The sequence below is a fragment of the Chelatococcus sp. KU-N122 genome, from assembly GCF_055391085.1.
On record NZ_AP043981.1, the window covers coordinates 1,949,986 to 1,971,095 of the forward strand.

16 protein-coding genes, 1 tRNA gene and 1 pseudogene are annotated in these 21,110 nt (G+C 66.6%); 6 read left to right on the forward strand and 12 right to left on the reverse strand.

The window, feature by feature from the left end:
* Positions 1-22: 22 nt before the first annotated feature.
* The 3 genes and pseudogenes from ACZ5PO_RS08690 (at position 23) to ACZ5PO_RS08700 (ending at position 4,592) form a co-directional block, all read left to right on the forward strand.
* Positions 23-1,543 carry an acyl-CoA synthetase gene (locus tag ACZ5PO_RS08690; protein WP_464192330.1) on the forward strand — a complete coding sequence of 507 codons (1,521 nt, stop codon included), beginning with the start codon at positions 23-25 and terminating at the stop codon, positions 1,541-1,543.
* Between the two features lie 590 nt (positions 1,544-2,133).
* Positions 2,134-3,912 (forward strand): annotated as a pseudogene (locus ACZ5PO_RS08695) (cytochrome P450); the annotation flags it as partial.
* A gap of 230 nt (positions 3,913-4,142) precedes the next feature.
* Entirely contained in the window at positions 4,143-4,592 is a 450-nt protein-coding gene (locus tag ACZ5PO_RS08700; protein ID WP_464192332.1) for a hypothetical protein, read from the forward strand.
* Between the two features lie 177 nt (positions 4,593-4,769).
* On the opposite strand, the gene ACZ5PO_RS08705 is transcribed toward ACZ5PO_RS08700, so the two are convergent.
* Together ACZ5PO_RS08705 and ACZ5PO_RS08710 are read right to left on the reverse strand one after the other, a co-directional pair.
* Entirely contained in the window at positions 4,770-5,888 is a 1,119-nt protein-coding gene (locus ACZ5PO_RS08705; protein ID WP_464192335.1) for an NAD(P)-dependent alcohol dehydrogenase, read from the reverse strand.
* Between the two features lie 335 nt (positions 5,889-6,223).
* Complete coding sequence (locus ACZ5PO_RS08710) at positions 6,224-8,053, reverse strand: AMP-binding protein (RefSeq protein ID WP_464192337.1); 1,830 nt, start codon at positions 8,051-8,053, stop codon at positions 6,224-6,226.
* A gap of 338 nt (positions 8,054-8,391) precedes the next feature.
* On the opposite strand from ACZ5PO_RS08710, the gene ACZ5PO_RS08715 reads away from it, so the two are divergent.
* The gene (locus tag ACZ5PO_RS08715) at positions 8,392-11,085 is read left to right on the forward strand and encodes a LuxR C-terminal-related transcriptional regulator (protein ID WP_464192340.1); all 2,694 of its coding nucleotides are present in this window, start codon (positions 8,392-8,394) and stop codon (positions 11,083-11,085) included.
* A gap of 176 nt (positions 11,086-11,261) precedes the next feature.
* On the opposite strand, the gene ACZ5PO_RS08720 is transcribed toward ACZ5PO_RS08715, so the two are convergent.
* A tRNA-Ser gene (locus tag ACZ5PO_RS08720) sits at positions 11,262-11,351 on the reverse strand.
* A 355-nt stretch (positions 11,352-11,706) separates the two neighbouring features.
* Between ACZ5PO_RS08720 and ACZ5PO_RS08725 the strand changes: the two genes are divergently transcribed.
* A complete protein-coding gene (locus tag ACZ5PO_RS08725) occupies positions 11,707-12,552 on the forward strand; it encodes an alpha/beta fold hydrolase (RefSeq protein WP_464192342.1) in 846 nt (281 codons plus the stop codon).
* A gap of 37 nt (positions 12,553-12,589) precedes the next feature.
* On the opposite strand, the gene ACZ5PO_RS08730 is transcribed toward ACZ5PO_RS08725, so the two are convergent.
* The 3 genes from ACZ5PO_RS08730 to mtgA form a co-directional block, all read right to left on the reverse strand.
* Positions 12,590-14,317, reverse strand: a complete 1,728-nt coding sequence (locus ACZ5PO_RS08730) for an EAL domain-containing protein (RefSeq protein WP_464192344.1) — start codon at positions 14,315-14,317, stop codon at positions 12,590-12,592.
* 429 nt (positions 14,318-14,746) lie between these two features.
* Complete coding sequence (gene rpmF, locus ACZ5PO_RS08735) at positions 14,747-14,932, reverse strand: 50S ribosomal protein L32 (protein WP_464192346.1); 186 nt, start codon at positions 14,930-14,932, stop codon at positions 14,747-14,749.
* A 261-nt stretch (positions 14,933-15,193) separates the two neighbouring features.
* Positions 15,194-15,955, reverse strand: a complete 762-nt coding sequence (mtgA, locus tag ACZ5PO_RS08740; protein ID WP_464192349.1) for a monofunctional biosynthetic peptidoglycan transglycosylase — start codon at positions 15,953-15,955, stop codon at positions 15,194-15,196.
* A gap of 84 nt (positions 15,956-16,039) precedes the next feature.
* On the opposite strand from mtgA, the gene ACZ5PO_RS08745 reads away from it, so the two are divergent.
* The gene (locus ACZ5PO_RS08745; protein WP_464192351.1) at positions 16,040-16,978 is read left to right on the forward strand and encodes a polyprenyl synthetase family protein; all 939 of its coding nucleotides are present in this window, start codon (positions 16,040-16,042) and stop codon (positions 16,976-16,978) included.
* Positions 16,979-17,042: 64 nt separating this feature from the next.
* Here the strand turns inward: ACZ5PO_RS08745 and ACZ5PO_RS08750 are convergent, their stop codons facing one another.
* From ACZ5PO_RS08750 to ACZ5PO_RS08775, 6 genes are read right to left on the reverse strand one after another with little or no spacing between them, the layout of a single operon-like run.
* Complete coding sequence (locus ACZ5PO_RS08750) at positions 17,043-17,678, reverse strand: alpha-ketoglutarate-dependent dioxygenase AlkB family protein (protein WP_464192353.1); 636 nt, start codon at positions 17,676-17,678, stop codon at positions 17,043-17,045.
* A 49-nt stretch (positions 17,679-17,727) separates the two neighbouring features.
* Positions 17,728-18,351: a 2,3-bisphosphoglycerate-dependent phosphoglycerate mutase gene (locus ACZ5PO_RS08755; RefSeq protein ID WP_464192355.1), complete on the reverse strand. Its 624-nt coding sequence runs from the start codon at positions 18,349-18,351 to the stop codon at positions 17,728-17,730.
* A gap of 45 nt (positions 18,352-18,396) precedes the next feature.
* A complete protein-coding gene (gene dapB / locus ACZ5PO_RS08760) occupies positions 18,397-19,206 on the reverse strand; it encodes a 4-hydroxy-tetrahydrodipicolinate reductase (protein WP_464192357.1) in 810 nt (269 codons plus the stop codon).
* An 8-nt stretch (positions 19,207-19,214) separates the two neighbouring features.
* Positions 19,215-19,523, reverse strand: a complete 309-nt coding sequence (locus ACZ5PO_RS08765) for a DUF1330 domain-containing protein (protein WP_464192360.1) — start codon at positions 19,521-19,523, stop codon at positions 19,215-19,217.
* A gap of 6 nt (positions 19,524-19,529) precedes the next feature.
* On the reverse strand, positions 19,530-20,297 hold the full coding sequence (gene pyrF, locus ACZ5PO_RS08770) for an orotidine-5'-phosphate decarboxylase (protein ID WP_464192363.1): 768 nt from the start codon (positions 20,295-20,297) through the stop codon (positions 19,530-19,532).
* A 32-nt stretch (positions 20,298-20,329) separates the two neighbouring features.
* On the reverse strand, positions 20,330-20,932 hold the full coding sequence (locus ACZ5PO_RS08775; RefSeq protein ID WP_464196752.1) for a class I SAM-dependent methyltransferase: 603 nt from the start codon (positions 20,930-20,932) through the stop codon (positions 20,330-20,332).
* Positions 20,933-21,110: the final 178 nt, after the last annotated feature.

Here is a 21,110-nt window from a genome sequence, read left to right on the forward strand (position 1 = left end):
CAACGAGTTGGGAGGAACGATTGTGGCACCTGATATCGGGCTTGGGAATTGGTTTGCACAACGCGCGATCCGCACGCCCGAGCGACGTGCCTTGTCTTTCGAGGGCAAGATCTGGACATTCGGCGAATTGCTGAGTGAAGTGGATCACTATGCCGAATGGCTTGGCAAGCAGGGTGTCACCCGCTCGAGCCGTGTCGCCTTTCTTGGCCTCAACCAGCCGATGAACTTCATTTCGATGTTTGCGGCGGCTCGCCTCGGCGCGATCTTTCTGCCGCTGAATTTCAGGCTGTCGGAGGCCGAAATGGCCTACGTCATCAACGATGCGGGCGTCCATACGCTCATCGTCGACGAGACACACAGGCCACTGATCGAATCCATCCGTGATCAACTGCAGACGGTTGAATGCTTTGCCAGCGTGGAGCCGGCTGCAGGCTGGACGCGTTATGAAAAGCCCGATCGGCCGCTCGCAGAGCCCGTCAAGGCGGATCCTGATGAGCCTGCGATCATCATGTACACCTCCGGGACGACCGGCAAGCCGAAGGGCGCGATCCTGACCCACGGCAATCTCTGGTGGAACAATGTCAACGCGATCAACAACTTCGATGTCCTGCAGAATGACGTTACGCTCGCCGCGGCGCCACTCTTCCATATCGGAGGCCTGAACGTCATTACGCTCGTGACGCTGCAAAAGGGCGGCGAAGTCGCCCTGATGCGCAATTTCGATCCGTCGCTGGCGCTCGACATGATCGAAAAGCACAAAGTCACGACGATGTTCGGTGTGCCCGCCATGTTCCAGTTCATGGCCCAGACGTCGCAATTCGGACGCGCCGACATCTCGTCGATGCGGATGCTCATCTGTGGCGGCGCGCCTTGCCCGCTGCCCTTGCTGCAGATCTACGAAAAGCGTGGCATCGCCGTACAACAGGGATACGGTCTGACCGAGACGGCGCCCATGGTGACCTTTCTGGCGCCGGAATATGCATCGTCCAGGATCGGATCGTCCGGGCGTTCGCCGATCTTCACGGAGGTCCGCATCGTCAATCCCGATGGCCGCGTCGAAACCGAGGCTGGGGTGCGCGGCGAAGTTCAGGTCAGAGGACCGAACGTAACCCCGGGGTATTGGAACCTTCCCGAGGCCACCGCAGATGCATTCTCGGCCGACGGCTGGTTCAGGACGGGTGACGTCGCCTATCTGGACGATGGCGGCTTCATCTACATTTGCGATCGCATAAAGGACATGATCATCAGCGGCGGCGAGAACGTCTACCCCGCTGAAGTGGAAAGCGTCTTGTTCAAGCATCCGGCGATCGCCGACGTCGCGGTGATCGGCCTGCCGGACGAAAAATGGGGTGAGACGGTCGCGGCCATCGTCCAGCTGAAACCCGGACAGGCGATCGATCTCGATGGTCTGCGCGCCTATTGCGACACCTCGCTGGCCAGGTACAAGCTGCCCCGGCGGCTTGAGCTCGTCGACGAGCTGCCGCGCAATGCCACCGGGAAACTGCTGAAAGTTGATCTCAGGAAGCGTTTCGGGGGGCGGTGATGACACCCAAGATCGATCTCGGCGATTTCGAGCTCTACAGCGACGGCATCCCCTATGACGTGCTGGCGACCTTCCGACGCGAGGCACCCGTCGTCTGGATGGAGGAGCTCGCCACGGCCAAGTTCGCCGGCGGCACGGGATACTGGGCCGTCTTCCGCCATGCGGACATCCAGCAGGTTTCGCGCCATCCGGAGATCTTCTCGTCCTATGCCGGCGGTACGACGGTCCGCGACATGCGTCCGAAGGATCTCGACGTCGTACGGCACATGATGCTGAACATGGACCCACCGCATCATTCCAAGCTGCGCAAGATCGTCAATCGCGTTTTCACGCCGCAGATCATCGGCCAGCTGAAGGATTCGATCGAGGATCACGCGCGCGAGGTCGTCGACGGCATTGTGGAGGAGGGGTCGGTCGACTTCCTGGAGCGCGTCGCGGCCGAAATGCCGCTGCTCGTGCTGGCCGACATCTTCGGCTTCCCGTCGGAGGATCGGCACCTGCTGCATCGCTGGACCGACACGATGATCGCCTATGATGACCCCGACGCCGGGCCGGCGGAAGGGCTCGCGCTGATCGAAACCGTCAAGCAGATGTTTGGCTATGCTTCACGCAAGACTGCGGAGAAGCGAGCCAATCCCGGCACCGACGTCTGGAGCCTCATCGCCAATGCGACGGTGGATGGAGAACAACTGAGCCAGAGTCAGCTCGACCGCTTCTTCCAATTGCTCATGATAGCCGGGAACGAGACGACGCGCAGCCTGATCTCCAACGGTATGCAACTGCTGACGCAATATCCCGATCAGCGCAAGCTGCTGCTCGACGACATGAGCTTGCTGCCCGGCGCGATCGAGGAGTTCCTTCGTTTCGCGCCGCCGGTCATCCAGTTTCGCCGCACGGCCGTCGTCGACACCGAAATCGGCGGCCAGAGGATCAAGGCCGGCGACAAGGTCGTCATCAACTACGCCTCGGCCAACCGCGACGAGGCGGTGTTCGACAACCCTGACGCGTTCGACATCCGACGCTCGCCGAACCACCACATCTCGTTCGGCGACGGCACGCATTTCTGCCTCGGCGCCAATCTCGCGCGGCTCGAAGCTCGTGTGATCTTTACCGAGCTTCTGACCCGCCTTCCCGACTTGCGCATCGTCGGGACGCCGGTCCGTTTGCGATCCAATTTCGTCACCAATTTCAAGCGGATGGAGGCCGAGTTCACACCCGGCAGGAAGCTTGGCCCGGTTGCCCGGTCGGCGGCTGACGGGGCTGCGACGCGGAAGGTGGACGCGGGCGAACCGGCCCAAGCCGCGCCGTCGGCGAAGCACGGCACGCCGCTCCTGGTCCTTTACGGTTCGAATTTCGGCAATGCCGAGGACATCGCTCAACGGATCGGCGCGGACGCCGAGGCGCACGGCTTCTCGTCCACGATCGCCCCGCTCGACGACCACGTTGACGACGTATCGGACAATGGCGCGGTCGTCATCGTCACCGCGACCTACAACGGCACCCCTCCGGATAACGCCGCCCGGTTCGTGTCCTGGCTGGAGACCTGCGAAGACCGCGCCCTCTCGGGAGTGAAGTTCGCATTGTTTGGCTGCGGCAACCACGACTGGGCCGCGACCTTCCAAGAAATTCCGCGCAAGATCGATCGATTGATGGAACGGGCGGGGGCGCAGCGGCTCCACCAGCGCGGCGAAGGCGACGAGGCCGATGATTTCGGCGGCCAGTTCGAGGCCTGGTACGACGGGCTTTGGCCGAAGCTGGCCGAGCAATTCAGTATCAATCTCGGGCGGCAGGTCGCCGGGCCCATGTTCACGGTCGAGGTCGTCTCGAGCGAACGCCGGAGTCCATTCGTCGCGTCGCTCGGGGCCAGCCCGATGCGGATCGTCCAGAACAGGGAGTTGCGGACCGTGGACTCCGACGGTCCGCTGGCGCCGTCCACCCGGCATGTGGAACTGGAGCTGCCGGATGGGGTGACCTACCGTGCCGGCGACCATCTCGGGGTGATCGCCCATAACAGCGATGCATTGGTGCGTCGCGTTGCGGGTCATTTCGGGTTCGAGGCCAACACCTCCATCCGCATCCGCAAGCGGAACGACCGCCGCACCTTCCTGCCGGTGGACGACCGCATTCCGGTCCACACCTTGCTCGCCGACTATGTGGAGCTTCAGGGCGCGGCCTCTCGCGCCGATATCCGGACGCTCGCCACCTACACGGTCTGCCCGGTGACGAAGGCGACGCTGGAAAAGCTGGCAGCCGCAGACGGCGACGCGTACCGCGCCGAAGTGCTGCTGAAACGCAAATCGGTCATCGACCTGCTCGAGGAATTCAAAGCGACGCGGTTGCCGTTCGAGATCTATCTCGAAATGCTCACGCCGCTCGCCCCCGCTACTATTCGATTTCGTCCTCGCCGCTTGATACGAAGGGGCGCTGCACGATCACGGTCGGGGCAGTGCGTGGGCCGGCGCGTTCGGGCCTGGGCTCCTATGCCGGAGTCTGCTCGAACTACGTGGCGCGGCAGAGAGAGGGCGAGCGCATCTACGCCTTCGTTCGGAACACCAAGTCATCCTTCTACCTGCCGGACGAGCCGTCGGTTCCGGTCATCATGGTCGGACCGGGCACCGGGCTGGCGCCGTTCCGCGGCTTCTTGCAGGAACGCGCCGCCCGGAAAGCCGCCGGCGATCAGGTCGGACCATCGATGCTGTTCTTCGGCTGCCGGCACGAAGCGCAGGATTTCATCTACGCGGACGAGCTGCGCGGTTTCGCGGGTGACGGAGTGACCGAGCTGCACGTCGCATTTTCGCGCATGCAGACAGAGAAGGTTTACGTCCAGGACCTCCTCCTGAGAGCGAAAGCAAGGGTCTGGTCGCTGATCGAGCAGGGCGCTGTGATCTATGTGTGCGGCGACGCCAGCCGCATGGAGCCCGACGTGCGCAAAGCGCTGGTCCAAGTCGTCGGCGACGGGCTGGGCCTCGCACCGGAGGCCGCGCAGGAGCGTTTCGCGCAGATGGTGAAAGACGACCGCTACCGGGTCGATGTCTGGGCGTCCAGCTAGAGCATGATCCTAAAAAGTGAACACCGTTTCTTGGATAAGATCATGCTCAAGACAAAGACTTAGAGCGGGATGATGATTCGAAGAAAAATCATCCCGTTCTAGGAACATCCAAGATCGGCGGAGCCGACGATGCGGAAACGCCGATCTTGAAGCTGGCTGAACGCCATACCGGTCGATTCACCTTCGCTCTGGGATAAGGACCGGCTTCACACACCGGCCTGCCTTCTGGTCGGCGATTGCCTTGTTGATGTCCGACATCGCATACCTGGTAACAAGACGATCGAAGGGAAAGCGGCCGGCAATGTAGTGCTCCATGAGCTCGGCGAGAAAACCGTCAACGTCGGAATCGCCTTCGATAATGCCGCGAAAGGTCCAGCCGCCGCGCATCGCCATCATCAGATTTCCCGGCAATCCGACATCGAGCGCGTTTGAGGGGGGCGTACCTACGAACCCGAACTGGCCGCGCCTCGCAAGCATCTTCGGAACGACCTCGATGACGCTGGGCAGCCCGGTCGTGTCGAGGATGGCATCAACCCCGTTCGGCGCGATCGATTTAAGCTGCTCATGCACCGGGCCGTCGTTGGGAGAGATCGCATGCGTGGCGCCGAGCTCGCGCGCCAGTGCGGCGCGCGCCTCTTGAGGCTCCGCGACGACGATGGTCTCGAGGCCACGCATCTTTGCCGCCATCACAGCGGATAAGCCCACGGCACCGCCGCCCATGACCAGAACAGACGATCCAGGCTTGCAGTCCAGCGAACGCAGAATCGCGCCAGCGCCGGTTTGCACGCCGCAACCCAGGACGCCGGCAATGTCGAACGGCACCCCCTCCGGAATGAGAACGACATTGCGCTCGCTGGCAATCGCATGGGTCGCGAAGGACGACTGATTGAAGAAATTGCCTGAAATGGGAGCCCGGTCTCGAAACATGGAAGGCGAGCCATCCCACCGCTGCCCACGGTAGTTCAACTTTGTCATGGAATAGCAATATGCCAGCTCGCCTCGTGCACAACACGAGCACGTACCGCAGGACATGAAGGTCATGGCCACCCTGTCGCCCGGCTTGACCTTGCTGACACCGGGTCCGGTCGCCACGACGACGCCTGCACCTTCGTGGCCGAACACGGCAGGCATGGTGATTGGAAAGTCGCCTCGTTGCGCAACGAGATCGGTGTGGCACACGCCGACCCCGGCGATCTCGACCAATACTTCGCCATCTTTTGGCGAGTCGAGCTCCAGGTCAGTCAGGGTGAATGGACCATTCTGTTCTTCGACGACCGCCGCCGTTGCGCGAATCATGCAATATTTCCTGTTTCCCTGTGCAACAAACCGCCTGCCGCCACGCGCAGCTTGCAGCGGTCGCGAGGATGCCGCCCTTGCAATTTGGCGGCATCGTCGGTTGCGACGAACGTTTCCGGGCAGCGACCAGGAGCGCGCCCTCCATGACGTCCGGCGCGCGAGCGGCAAGTCGTCCCGCCAATGGCGTCACTTCGGCAGCATTTGCGTTCCCGAGCCAGGGCGTGGGTCTGCCTCACGACAGCCGCGAAGCGACGGCCGGGCCGGGAATCTATCCGGCGGAGGGATCGCCGGATGTCCAGATTTCATCCGACCGTGCGGTCGGCGGCGAATGGCTGTCAGGCGACTTCGTCGTAGTGAACCGGCAATTTCGCAAGCGCCCGGCGCACCGCGTTCCTCTCCGCGGCTTCAAGTCCCTCGGTGGCGACCTGAATCACGAGTCCACGTGCTGGATCCGTTACAGCGCTTACCGCGATCTCCATGCCTGGTAGAGCGTCCGTGACGAGCGATCGAGCTTCGGATTCGGCAGCAAGCTCGCGCAGGCGCGGTTTGAATATCTTGCCCACCAGCGTCAACGGCATCTGGTCCATAACTTCGATCGTCTTGGGCAGTGCCGGACGTTCTGAAATCCTCGCATTCATGAAAGTCTTGAGTGCTTCGGCGTCGACGGTCCTGCCCTCGGCCGGCATGACGAACAGCATCGGCACTTCACCCGCATAAGCGTCCGGACGCCCCACAGCCGCGGCCGCCGAGATGCCCGGGAACTGCATCGCGACATCCTCGATCATCAGCGGGTCGATATTGTGCCCGCTGCGAATGATGAGGTCCTTGATGCGGCCGAGAATATGAATCTGACCGGCTTCGTCGATCTTGCAAAGGTCACCGGTACGAAGCCAGCCGTCGTGGAACATGCCCTCGTTTTGCGATGCCTCCAGATAGCCCGCAAAGACCTGGGGGCCGCGCGCAATCAATTCGCCGATCTGCTCGCTGGAGGCGTCGATGCGCCCGTTGGCCAGAATGGCGATCTCGGCCAGGGCGACCGGCAATCCCACAGAGCCGCCGGCCGGCAGCTTGCCGTGCGGCACCTGGGCGATCGCCCCCGAGAATTCCGTCATGCCGTAGACCTGTCGGACGGCATCGCCGCCCCAGGCCGCCAGCACCTGACGCGAGGTTTCGGAGGGGCATGGCGCAGCACCGGTGCCAATGAAGCGCAGGCTGTCCGTGGATAGGCCGTCGCGCGGAGCGACGGCGATGGCTGCCAGTGTCGTGGGCACGAGCGACGCCACGGTGATCTGGAAACGCTCGACAATCTGCCAGAAAGCTCTGACGACGGCCGGGTCGCGCGCCCCAAGAATCGTCGGGAGATAGACGGCCGACCCGCCAGCCAGCGCGGCGAGGCTGAGCACGAAAGCCCCGCCGACATGAAACAACGGCAGCGCGACAAAGACCTTGTCCGCAGGGACATATCCGACGGCCAACAGAGAGCCGATGGCCGAAGCGGCCATGCTGCGGTCGGTCAGGCAGGCGATTTTTGGACGACCGGTCGTGCCGCCCGTGGGATAGAGCGCGGTCACCCGGTCGGGATTCGTCTCGCCCCGAATTGTCGCCAGAGTCGCTTGCCAGTCCTGGTCCGGGACGATCTCCACGCCGTCGAAAGCGATGCTGCCATCGATCGGGATGGAAACGATGTGCTCGAGGCTCGGCACCTCGTCGATCAGTCCCGCGGCCTTTTCATGGAGGCCGCCGGCCATACCCGGCGGCGGAACGATCAACACCTTTGTTCCAGCCGCGGTCATTTGCGCGATCAGTGCCTCGCGCGAGAACAGCAGGTTAAGCGGATGCGCGACCGCGCAGGCCATCGCGCTCCAGAGCGCAATGAACGTCGCCGGACAAGGCGGCGCCATGATCGATACTGCGTCTCGAGGTCCGACACCGAGCTCGCGCAGCCAGGTGCACGTTGCGGCGACGCAGCCAAGAAGCCGGCCATAGGACAATCGGACCGGATCTCGATCGTCCGCGGTTCGCAGGAAAACCAGGGCATCGCCATCGGGGTTTTGCCGCGCCCCCTGTATGATGAGGTCGATGACGCGCGGGTTCTCGTCGAGCATTCGCCGGGCCGCGCCGTCCCGTTCCGCCAGTTCATCGGCTTCAAAGCTCGTGGTCGTCATTGCGTTCCTCCCGGCGGCGCTATGCGGACGCAGGACGATCCGCCAGCCTGGCTTTTTGCACTGGGGGAACACTAGACAGGCCGACAGGGGATGACATCGTCGGATGCGACGAGGCGGCACGGCTTGGCGAGAGAGTCACCATGGGGTGCCTTCCGGCAGCGGGGACGACATCCCGCGCGAGACTTGCCGCCGGTTCGACAGGCCCGCCTCCGGGGGCGTTGTTGTCCTGGTCGACGAAAGAGGCGACAGAGCCGTTCAATCCGGTTGGAGAATGCTTTAGTCTGTCACCATTGGAGGCGGACAACCCGCCTGCCGGCAGGGGAGGAGACGGGGGCGCGTTGATCGGTCATCCTCAAGCCTCCAAGGACTCCACACTCCAGCGTGTGGCAAAGCTGGCTGCCGAAACGCGGTTGAGGTCGTTTGCTGGGTCCGCCACACAGGTTGTTCGCACCGAAATCTGCAGCAAGATCTCTTCGCCCTGCGACGCCAGGCTCGTTTTGATCCATGCGCCGGCTGGCTTCGGAAAGAGCACCGCAATGCTGCAAGTGCGGGCGCGGCTCGAGGCGCAGGGTGTTGCCACCGCGTGGCTGACCCTCGACAGGATCGACAACAATCCGGAGCAGTTTGTCGACGATTTTAGTCGTGCGGTGACAGCCCTCGATGGGGAAGCGCATCCTGATCGCGAGCCGATGGAAATCGTCAAGTCGCTACTGACGCGGACCGACCCTTTCGCGCTGTTTATCGATTGTTTCGAGTTGATCGACGAGGACGCTGTTCTCGCATTTCTGCGATTTACGATCGAGCGGTTGCCCCCCGGGGGGCGTCTCGTCATCGCCTCGCGCACTTTGCCGCAACTTGGCGTGGCTCGACTACGGGGGCTTGGGCGGCTGCTCGAATTCGGCCCTGACGAGATTCGCTTCAGTCTGAAGGAATCGGAGCAATATTTCCGGCTGCGCGCTATTTCAGGGGTGACCGACGAGACAGTCCGGCGGCTGCATGAGAAAACCGAGGGCTGGGTCACAGGTCTTTGGCTTGCATCGCTCTCGATCGAACGACAGGGGCCGGATGGGGACTTTGTGGCACGGTTCTCCGGCTCGACCCGATCAGTGTCGGACTATCTCACGGAGGAGGTGCTCGCCGACCAGACCGTGAGCCTGCAGCGGTTTCTGCTCGAAACCAGTATCCTGCGGGCCTTGTCTGCTTCCCTGTGCCAGGCTTTGGTTCCTGATGTCGACGCTGCGGGGATGCTTCAGCAGTTGGAAGATCAGAACCTGTTCCTCATTCCAGTTCCTGGGCAGGATCGAACCTTTCGGTATAATTCCCTGTTCGCCGACTATCTGAAGAAGCGGCTGGCGGCGGAGCAGCCGGAAAGAGCAGTGGAGCTCCACCTCGCGGCTACAAGGTGGTTTGCGGCGAACGCCCGTCCCGTTCCGGCCATAGATCACGCGATCGAAGCCGGCCTGTTCGATCTCGCGGTATCCTTGCTGGCCTCAAACGTACAGCGCCTTCTCGAGCAGGGTCGCATGACGCTGCTGACCCGCTGGTTCGACGCAATCCCCGCAGCAAGCCTCGACAGGCAGCCCTGGCTGAAAGTCATGTCGGTCTGGGCGACATTGTTCACCTGGGGTCCCTGGGCTGCAACGGAGCGTCTCGAGCAACTGGACGGGGCGGTCTCGGAAGACCCGCGCGTCATCGCCAATATCGACGCATTGCGCCCGCTGATTCTTGCAATGCAGGACCGCTATCAGGAGGCCCGCGTCATTGGTCCGGCAAGCGTGGCGAAGTTGCCCACGGGCAACGCCTTTGCCGACAGCGTCCTGTGCAACGCAATGGCGAACATCTTTGCGAACACAGGGGAGGCGTCAGCGGCGCAGGACATGATCGACAGTGCTCGTAAGCTATATGGCGAGAGCACGTTCAATCATATGTACGCCGAATCTTTGTCGGGGATGCTGGATCTCCATCGCGCCAAGCTGAAATCGGCAACCGCCAAGTTCCGCATCGCACTCGACGCGACCCGCGTGGCATCGTACCGGAATGCCAGCGGGAATGCATGGGCAGGTATTTTTTATGCGAGTGCCCTCTACGAGCGCAATGATCTGGATGCCGCCGACGGGCTGATCAACCTCTACCTGCCGATGGCCTGTGATGTGGCGCTTCCTGATCACATGATAACCGGCCATGCGATCCGTGCTCGCATCGCCTTTCATCACGGTGACCTCGAGAAGGCCTTTGCGACGCTGAGCGTTCTCGAGCATCTAGGGTATCGCCGTCAGCTGCCGCGCCTTGCAGCCAGCGCTAAGCTGGAACGCAGTATCCTGTATCTGCTGCAAGGTGACAGCCAAGCTTCGAAGGAGGAGCTCGACCGCGCCGACGACCGCGCCGTATGGAGCCGACTGGCGGTGGAGCGCCTGCCCGCGCACGAGACCAACGACCATCGACTTGCCGAGATCAGATGGCAGATTCATTTCGGCGATCCGAATGCGGCCGTTGCGCAATTGCAAGGCGAGCTCGACGCTGCAAGACAGGAGTCGCGGCACCAAAGGGTGCTGAAGCTGCGCATTCTTGAATGTATGGCGCTTCAGCGCAGCGGGGAGCCGTCCGCCGCAATCGAGGCGCTCGCTGCCGTGCTCCGGCACACCGCGAGGGAAGGCTTCGTCCGCCTGCTGGTCGACGAAGGGGGAGAGCTCGGCAAGCTGGTCGCGAGGTTCTACGCCTCGCTGCAAGCGATGCCGGCGAAGCGGAGCGACCCCGTCGTGATCCAGCATATCGCGCAATTGCTTGCCGGATTCGGGCCGCTGACCTCGAGCGAGGCGTCTGCGCATGACCAAATGATGGAGCCGCTCACCCATAAGGAAATACGAATCTTGCAGCTCGTGGCGGACGGCTATTCCAATGCGGCCATTTCGGAAAAGCTATCGATCTCCGACAGCACGGTGCGGACTCATTTGCGTAGCATCAACCAGAAACTCAACGCCAAGAGCCGCGCGGAAGCGGCGGCCATTGGGCGGCGTCTCGACGTGGTGCGATAGGGAGTGACGAATTGAGAGCGCCGGTCAAAGTTCGGCGCGTCGCCGTTGGCCGCGACAGGTATCTCCCGGTCGCGGAACCGACGCGCGAGAGCTTTATCGACGGACGCAAGCCAAACTAGTCTACGCTGTTACGTCGAACGCTCCGGCGGAGATTGTCACGACTTAGGTGACAGGAATGGCGGAGAGGGAGGGATTTGAACCCCCGATACGGTTGCCCGTATGCCGCATTTCGAGTGCGGTGCATTCAACCACTCTGCCACCTCTCCGCAACCAGAGGCTAACCGCTGTGGTGAGCCGCGCCTTCTACACGGGTGCGGGCGGCGAGACAAGTGGTTCCGGACGCCCGAAAGATCGTCGAACCCCACGTCGCGAGACGCGGGCCTCGCTCGGAGAGCCGGAACCTCTCTCCGTCTCGCGTGTCATGCCCGCGCGATGCGGCATGAGCGCGGTGAGGCCCTTGTTGGTGCCGACGTGGTTGCAAAACAAAACCTCCGTCGATATACGAAGTGTGGTTGCAAGATAAAACTTAGATTCTGCGAGCCTGCCATGATCCGATCTGAGGCTACGTTCGGCGACACCTTCCCCTTCATGCCGCATTTCACGGGAGCACCGGGCTTCCAGATGCACTACGTCGACGAAGGGCCTCGCGACGGTGAGGTCGTGGTGTGCCTGCACGGTGAGCCGACCTGGGGCTATCTGTTTCGTCACCTCATTGCCGTGCTGGGCGAGACGCATCGGGTGATCGTTCCGGACCACATGGGTTTTGGAAAGAGCGCGACGCCCTTGGGCCGCAGCTATTGGCTACAGGACCATATCGATAATCTGGAGGCGTTCGTCCTCGCGCTCGACCTCGCCGATATCACGCTCGTCCTGCATGATTTCGGCGGCCCTGTCGGCATGGGGCTTGCCGCCCGTCATCCGGGGCGTATCCGCAGGATCGTCTCCGCCAACGGCCCGACGCCCTTCGGGCAGCCGGATCTTCTCGATCGCGTCACGGCGAATGCCCGTGTTTCACCGTGGTTCCGCTGGATCGCCGCAGCCGAGGCGGACGGCAGCCTGGAAGCCGTGCTCGGCCAGCTCGGCTTCAACATCCTCAGCACGTTGAAGCTCAACGGTTTTGAAAACAACGCGATCATCACCGATGCCTGGCTTGCCGCCTACGGCGCGCCCTTCGCCAGTCCGGCTGACTGCGTGGGCGCGATCGGCTGGGCAAAGGGCTTCGCCACAGGCATGCACAGGTTCGAAACACCTGATCCTGCGGCCGACCGGTCGATCCGCGGCAAGCCCGCGCTGGCAATCTGGGGCGAGGCAGACCGCACGCTCCAGGCCGAGCATCTCCTGCCGCTCTTCACTGCGGTCTTCCCCGCCGCCCCGGTCGGGCGTCTTGCGGGCGTCGGGCACTACTGCTTCGAGGACGCCCCGGAGGCTGTCGCAGGCCTGATCTCGGACTTCATGCGCCAGACCTGACCACGCCGCGCCCGAGCGGGGCTGGGGCGGTCCGGCTTCAGGCGCTCTCGGCCCGCGCCAGCGGGGGCGCCGCGTCCGGCACGGCGCGCACGGCCCGAGAGCTGACGTCGTCGCCGGCTTCGCCGAAGGCGGGCAGGCCCAGGTGACGGGTACCGGCGACGAGCGAGCGCAGCACGAAACGGCCCTGGCTCGCCGCGACCGCGCCCGCGACGAGAGTGCGGTTGATGGTCACCAGGTCGATCGACAGGTCCGACAGGTCGGCGAGCTTCAGCCGGCCGCCGCCGTAGCCGGCGATGGCGACGCCGAGGCCCAGCGCCTTCATGGCCGACAGGCTGGCCGCAACGGTGGCGGGAATGCTGCTGCGCCCGGTGGCCGGGTCTGCGGCAAAGGCCCGCTCGTCGATGGCGACGACGAGGCGGTCGACGACCTCGCGATGGGCGCCGAGATAGGCGGACAAGGTGGCGAGCCAGCCAGGCCCCTCCAGCGTCGCCGCCGACACGGTCATCATCAGCTGCGCCTCCGGCTCGGCCCGCAGGGCCCGCAGCGTCAGCTCGAGCACCCGATGGTCGAGCAAGGGCGACAGGCCGAGCCGCTCCGCCAGCGGCGCCAGGGCAGCGGCGCCGGCAAAGCCGTCGTCCCCGTCGGTCACCTCGGCCTGCACGGCCTCCAGGGTCGGATGGTGCGGCGTGGCGAGGGGCTTGTCGCCGGTGTGCCAGACGTGATCGGCGATCTGGCGGCGGGCGCCGAGCTCGATCAGCGGCCGGCGCGCCAGCTGCACGCGCCGCCCGTTGAGGGCGGCGATGAGATCGACCGGCGAGGGCGACTTGGAGCGTGCCACGGCCCGGCGGCGCAGGCGCGGCGGCAATCGCCAGAAGGCCTGCCCTTGCAGCTTGGCGTGGTCGGCGGCTTCCTCGGCCCGCTCCAGCAGAGCTGCGGCATCGCCGCTGCGCTCGCCCGCCGTCACCATGCCGATGCGCAGCAGCTCCCCGCTCGGTCCGATGAGATCGGCAACCGCCGTACCCAGGGCGCGCGCCGCCGGCATGGCATGGTCGGCGTCGCAGGACGTCATCACGACGCCGAAGCGCGCCGGCGTCAGCTGCACCAGGAGGTCGCGGCGCCTGAGGCGCCGGCGCAGCCGCGCCTCGAGCCTGGCCATCTCGGCTTCACCGGGCGCGCCCGCCGCGGCGCCGTCATCGGGCCGTTCCAGGGCCGCCACCATGACCGTCACCTGCGTCCGCGCGGCCGCGGGGTCATGCAGCCGGGCCGTCAGGGCGCGCAGCACGCGCTCCCGCGCCGGCTCAGGCCGCGCCTGGCCCGTTCCCCGCTCCGGATCGGCGGCGCGGCGGCCCAGGGGAAAGGCGCGCACCAGCCCCTGCGCCCAGGCCGCGCGGCCGCCGGAGCCCGCGAACCACTGGCCGCTGTCCTCGACGACGAACTTGCTCTGGCCGAACGCCACCACGTAGCGGCAGCGGTAGGCGACGCCGTCGCCGTGATCGGACTGGCCGGAGGCGAGCACCGCCTCGTCGCGGCTGTCGCCCGATGCCGGGACGACGAGCGCGTTATAGGCCCGGCCGCTGGCGAGCCGGTGGCGCCGGTCGAGGCCGAAGACCGCGCGGAGATTGGGGCCCCAGCTCAGGCGGTCGGTGGCGAGATCCCATTCGTAGACCACCGAGCCGCAGGCGGAGAGCACGCGCTCCGGGTCGAGCGGCGCATCCCGGATGTCGGCGCCGGCGTGGGCTGCCGCGATGGCGAAAACCTGTCGCATATCCATCCGCTCCGCCCCCGACAGACATCCCGGAGCGCGCCCGGTCGGATACGATCATCCGGCCGGACAGGACTGCTCCAACGTTTCGGAACTGGGGCGTCCCCCCCCGGCCGGGTGGGTCCATGCGGGGAGGCGCTCCAGAAGCAGCCGATGATGGGATGCCGTCGTTAACAGAGCGTGAAAATGGCGGCGAACGGATGGCCGCGCCGGCCCGCGCGCGCTGCGCTCGAACGCCGTCGCACGGGCATAAAGCGGCTTAGATTCAAAGAGTTGGAGCATCGCGATCCGATCGGACGACCACATCGGATCAGGACAGGCTGTGGATGAAACCTGGTCGCGTCCAGGATCCGGCGGACAAACACGACAAGCCCCGCATGGGGCACATGCGGGGCTCACGCCGGACAACGATTGGAGACGAGGCTGCGCCGCTCAGGCGTCGCCGCGCGGCTTCAGCACCTGGCGGCCACGGTACATGCCGGTCTTCAGGTCGATGTGATGCGGGCGGCGCAGCTCGCCGGAATCCTTGTCCTCGACATAGGTCGGGGCGGCGAGGGCATCGGCGGAGCGGCGGAAGCCGCGCTTCATGGGCGAGGTTTTACGTTTCGGAACGGCCATGTCGGTCTCTCGATGGGCTTGCTGCGACCAGAGCGGGACGAGGTCTCGTCTCGAAGCCGCGCCATGTCGGTTGCGCAGCACCGAACGGCCCTGGATGATATCTCCACCCGGTCCGATCCGATGCCGCAGAAGCCGGCGCTTATACAGACTGGAGGGCTAATTGGCTAGAGCATTTCGCGATTGGATGAGATCATCCAACGGCAGAGACAGGCTCGGAACCCGTTTGAATCCGGAGCGCTTCCCGTCGTGCTGCCGTCCGGCTCACAGGCAATCCGTCGGCTGGTTCGGCATGCGGGCCAGGATCCGGGCGGAGCGGCGCGTGACGAAGGCCGACGGCCGCGCCGCATCGAAGCGCTGCGGGTTGGGCAGCACCGCGGCGAGCCGGGCCGCCTCGGCCGCCGTCAGGTCGCGGGCGCTCTTGTGGAAGTAGCGCCGGGCGGCCGCCTCCGCGCCGAAGATGCCGTCGCCCCACTCGGCCACGTTGAGATACACCTCCATCACCCGCGGCTTCGACCACAACGCGTCGATCACCACGGCCAGCGGTATCTCCAGCGCCTTGCGCACGTAGGAGCGCCCCGGCCAGAGAAAGACGTTCTTCACCGTCTGCATGGCGATGGTGGAGGCGCCGCGGCTCGGCCCGCCGTCCTCCTCCCAGTCGTCGAGCACATTGCGCATCTCGATCAGGTCGACGCCGAAATGCTGGCAGAAGCGGGAATCCTCCGAGGTCATGACGGCGCGCGGCAGGTTGGGCGAGATCGTCCGCAGCGGCATCCACGTGCGCGCCACCGGCTGTCCGGTCAGCCAGCGGCCCAGCATCAGCGTCGAGACCGGAGGTACGAAGACGTAGATCACGGCGAGCAGCGACGGCACCAGCACGACGGCGAGGAGCACGGCGTGGAGGACGCCGACGAAGCGCCGCAGGCTACGTTTCGGCCGTCGGCGCGTCGGAATGGCAGCCTGCTCCGATGGCGGACCGAGCCGCGCCGGCCGGAGTGGGTTGACCCGGCCGGCAGGCTCCGGCATGCGATGCGCACGATGAGGAGGCCAAAAACGGTCATCCGCGTCAGGCACGGCGAACCCTGTCAAATCCCGCTCGCGCGCGGCGTAATGGTATCGGACAACCCCTTGCTCCCAAATGCGTTCCAAGTGCGGCTGCAGGCGGCGGCCGAAGCCGTCGAAGCCCACCTCGCAGCCATTCTGGTCGATGATCCCCGGCGAGGCGAGAGGCGACGGCCGGCGCGGCTCATGCAGGCCATGCGCCACGCGGCGCTCGGCGGCGGCAAACGGCTCAGACCGTTCCTCGCGATCGAGACCGGACGGCTGTGCGGCGCGCCGGAGCTCGCGGCGCTCCGCGCCGGCTGCGCCATCGAGCTGGTTCACTGCTATTCGCTCGTGCACGACGACCTGCCGTCCATGGACGACGACGACGTGCGCCGCGGCCGGCCCACCGTGCACAAGGCGTTCGACGAAGCGACCGCGATCCTGGCCGGCGACGGGCTGCTGACGCTTGCCTTCGACGTGCTGGCCGACGAGGCGACCCACGCCCGGGCCGACATCCGCTGTGCGCTCGTCGCCGGCCTTGCCCGTGCGGCCGGCGCCGGCGGCATGGTCGGTGGCCAGATGCACGACCTCGCCGCCGAGGGCCGCTTCGGCCAAGCCAAGCTCGGCGAGGCGGAGATCCGCGAGCTGCAGGCGATGAAGACCGGCGCGATCCTGGCCTTCGCCGTCCGCGCCGGAGCGCTCGTCGGCGGCGCGACGGCGGAGGCCCTGAGCCAGCTCGACATCTATGGCGCCGCCCTCGGCGCTGCCTTCCAGGTCGCCGACGACCTGCTCGATTACGAGGGCGACAGCGCGGCGGTGGGCAAGCGCACCGGCAAGGATGCCGAGGCGGGCAAGGCGACCCTGGTGGCGGCGCTCGGGCCCGACGCCGCCCGCGCCCGTCTCACCGCCCTGGTCGAGGAGGCGATCGCCAGCCTCGACGGCTTCGGCGCCGACGCCGACATCCTGCGCGAGGCCGCGCGCTTCGTCGCAGCCCGGCGCACGTAGGGCGCACGATCGCTCCAACACGTCATGGCCGGCCATGACGCCTTGGAACGCGCAGGAGCCCGGGTCAGGGCGCGGTCACCCGCCTGAGCGTCAGGTTGATGCGGCCGCCGTGGGGCAGCAGGGTGGAGGTGCCGGGGATGATCCGGTCGACGCCGTGGTAGGCGAGGCGGGCCGGGCCGCCGAACACCAGCGCGTCGCCCGAGGCGAGCTTCAGCGACCGGGTGGAGCCGCGCCGCTCGGTGCCGCCGATGCGGAACATGGCCGTATCGCCGAGCGACAGCGACACCACCGGCGCCTCGAAATCCGACTCGTCCTTGTCCTGGTGCAGCCCCATGCGCGCCGAGGCGGCGTAGTAGTTCACCAGGCACGCCTCCGGCGGATGGGGATAGCCGGCAAGCGCGGCCCAGGCGTCGGTCAGCGCCCGAGGCATCGGCGGCCATGGCGCGCCGGTGACCGGGTGGGTCGCCTGATAGCGGTAGCCGCTCTCGTCGGAGACCCAGCCCAGGGGCCCGCAATTGGTCATGCGCACGGAGAACGGCTTGCCCGTGCGCGGCATGCGCGGGGTAAACACCGGCGCGGCCTGGGCGACCGCGCGGAGATCATCCACGAGGGCCTCCTGTGCGGCGCGGTCGAGGTAGCCCGGGTGGTGGACGACGCCGGGGGCGACCTCGAGCGAGATGACTTGTCCTCGAATCGTCATCCCGCTTTAGATCATTGTTCTGAGCATGTGGGGATCATGCTCCCGCTCCTCACGCGGTGAGGATCTCCTTCGATTCCACCGTGGTATCGGCCTTGAGCCGGTAGACCAGCGGCACGCCGGTGGCCAGCTCCACCGTGGGGATGGTCTCGGAGCTCAAGCCGTCGAGCACCATGACCAGGGCGCGCAGGGAATTGCCGTGGGCGGCCACCAGCGTGCGCTCGCCCCGCATCACCGCCGGCAGGATGGTGCTGATGTAGTAGGGCAGCACCCGGGCTGCCGTGTCCTTCAGGCTCTCGCCGCCCGGCGGGGGCACGTCATAGGAGCGGCGCCAGACGTGAACCTGCTCCTCGCCCCAGCGGGCGCGGGCGTCGTCCTTGTTGAGGCCGGAGAGCTCGCCGTAGTCGCGCTCGTTCAGGGCCTGCTCGCGGGCGACCGGCAGCGCCGTCTGGCCGAGCTCGGTGAGGATCAGATCGAGCGTATGCTGGGCGCGCGTCAGCACCGAGGTGAAGCAGCGGTCGAAGGCGAGGTCGCGCGCCTTGAGGCGGCGGCCGGCCGCCTTGGCCTCCTCGACGCCCAGCTCGGTCAGGTCCGGGTCCTTCCAGCCGGTGAACAGGTTCTTCAGGTTCCAGTCGCTCTGGCCGTGGCGGACGAGGACGAGCAGGCGTTCGGACATGGGGTGGAGGCTCCGGCGTGACGAAATGAAGGTGGAAGGGGCGGCTCAGGCGAGACCGAGCACGTCGGCCATCGAATAGAGGCCCGGCGGCCGGCCGCGCGACCACAGCGCCGCCCTGACGGCGCCGCGGGCGAAGATGCCGCGGTCCTCGGCCCGGTGGGCGAGCTCGATGCGCTCGCCGGCGCCGGCGAAGACGACGCTGTGGTCGCCGACCACCGAGCCGCCGCGCAGGGAGGCAAAGCCGATGTCGCCGGCCTGGCGTGCGCCGGTGTGGCCGTCGCGCACGCGCACGGAGCGCTGGGCGAGGTTGATGCCGCGCCCGGCCGCCGCGGCCTCGCCCAGGAGCAGCGCCGTGCCGGAGGGGGCATCCACCTTGTGGCGGTGATGCATCTCCAGGATCTCGATGTCGAAATCCTCGCCCAGGGCGGCGGCCGCCTGCCTGACGAGGCCGGCCAGCAGGTTGACGCCCAGGCTCATGTTGCCCGAGCGCACCACGGCGGTGTGGCGGGCGGCGTCGGCCAGCGCGGCGAGGTCGGCGTCGCCGAGGCCGGTGGTGCCGACGACGTGGGCCACGCCCCGCTGGGCGGCGAGCTTGGCCAGCGCCACCGTCGCGGCCGGGGAGGAGAAGTCGACGACCGCGTCGGCACCGCCGAGCGCCGCCGCCGCGTCATCGGTTACGGCGATGCCATTGGCGCCCAGCCCGGCGAGCGTGCCGGCGTCCTGGCCCAACGCCGGCGACCCCGGCCGCTCGGTCGCCGCGGCCAAGGCGACGCCGGCGGTATCGGCGATCGTCGCGACCAGCATGCGGCCCATGCGGCCGGCGGCACCGACGACGACGAGTCTCATCTCGGTCATGGCGGCCCTCAACCCGGCTGCGGGCCGTCGTAGCCCTCGATGACGACGATGTCGCCGACCGCCACCGGCGTGTCACGGAACGCTTTGGCCCGCTGGTATTCCGGCGAGTTCCAGCAGGCGAGCGCCGCCTCGTGGCTGGGAAACTCGATGACGACGTTGCGCGTTCGCGCCTGCCCTTCGACGATCTCGAAGGCGCCGCCGCGCACCAGGAAGCGGCCGCCGTACTTCGCGAACGCCTCGGCGTTGGCCGTGACGTAGGCCTTGTAGGCCTCCGGATCATTCACGTCGACGCGACCGATCCAATATCCCTTGGCCATGGGATCTCACTCCCCTGTCGACCGGCCGAGGCCGGCAGCAATGTCCTGCACGATCGCGTCGGCCGCCGCCGCCGGGTCGGCCGCCGCGGTGATCGGCCGTCCGACCACGATGTAGTCGGCTCCGGCGCGCATCGCCGCGGCCGGCGTCACCGCCCGCTTCTGGTCGGCCAGCGCCGCGCCCGCCGGCCGGATGCCGGGCGTCACCAGTAGCAGCCGCGGGCCGCGCTCGGCCCGCACCGCCGCCGCCTCCTCGGCCGAGAGGATGAGGCCGTCGATGCCCAGCCCGTCGGCCTGGGCGGCGCGGGCCGCCACCGTGGCCCGGACGCCGGCCGGAATCCCCGCCTCCGCCAGGTCGGCATCGTTGTACGATGTCATCACCGTGACGGCGAGGAGGCGCAGCCCGCTGTCGCCGCGGCCGCTGAGCGCGGCGCGCATGGTCTGCGGGTAGGCGTGGATGGTGAGGAAGGTGGCGCCGAGCCGGGCGACCTGGGCGGCGGCCCGCTCCACCGTGTTGGGGATGTCGTGCAGCTTGAGGTCGAGGAACACCTGCTTGCCGCGCTGCACCAGCGTCTCGACCAGCGGCAGGCCGCCGCCGTAGGCGAGCTCCAGGCCGATCTTGTAGAAGCCGACGGTCGTCCCCAGCCGCTCGACCATGGCCTCGGCGGCGCCGCGATCGGGGACGTCGAGCGCGACGATCAGGCGGTCGCGCGGTGCCAGGCCGGAGCGAGGCGATGGCGGCGGGCGGAGCGATGATGGGACGGGCGGCGCGCTCATGCCGCCCTCATGGCACAAGGGTGCCCGGTCCCTCAAGGCCGGCGATAGGCCCAGACGCGGGCCGGCGGCAGGTTCCACCACACCCGCTCCGATCGCTCGGCGGTGTAGACGGTCGAATCCTTGGGGATCGGCGGCACCACGGAATAGGTGAACTGCACGAACGGGGCGTTGCGGTGCATGAGGTCGAAGGCGTGGCCGAGCAGGCCCATACGCTGCGGCAACGGCTTGGTGAACAGCGGCAGGCTCGAGACCGTGCCCGCCACCGGCTCATGCGCCAGCTCGCGCACGATGCGCGGGAAGTCGTAGGCGTCGCCCTCGATCACCGTGGCGCCGGGGAAGCGATGGCGCAGCAGCTTGCAGAAGTCGGGATTGAACTCGATCAGGATCAGCCGCGACGCGTCGAAGCCGCGGCGCAGGATCGCCTCGGTCACCGGGCCGGTGCCGGGCCCGAGCTCGATCACCGGGCCGGGGGTCTCCGGGTTGAGGTAGCTCGCCATGGTCCGCGCCAGCATGCGGCCGGAGGGGGTGACCGCGCCCGTCACCAGCGGGCGCTCGACCCACGACTTCAGGAAACGAGCATCGTCCTCGATGCGGACGGGCGGCTCTTTGCGTCGGCTCGCGTGCGGCAAGGGGATGCCTCCAGCTTCCTGTGCCGGCGAACATGTGCCGACGCTTCGCTAACTCGACAATCTCGGCGGTCCCGTCAAGATGGGAAGCCCGTCGCGGCCTGCCCGCCGAGCATGCCCACTATACGCCGATCGCCATCCTGGCGCCCCCGGCCCGGCCACGGCTCCGGCCGTGACCTTGGGGCGA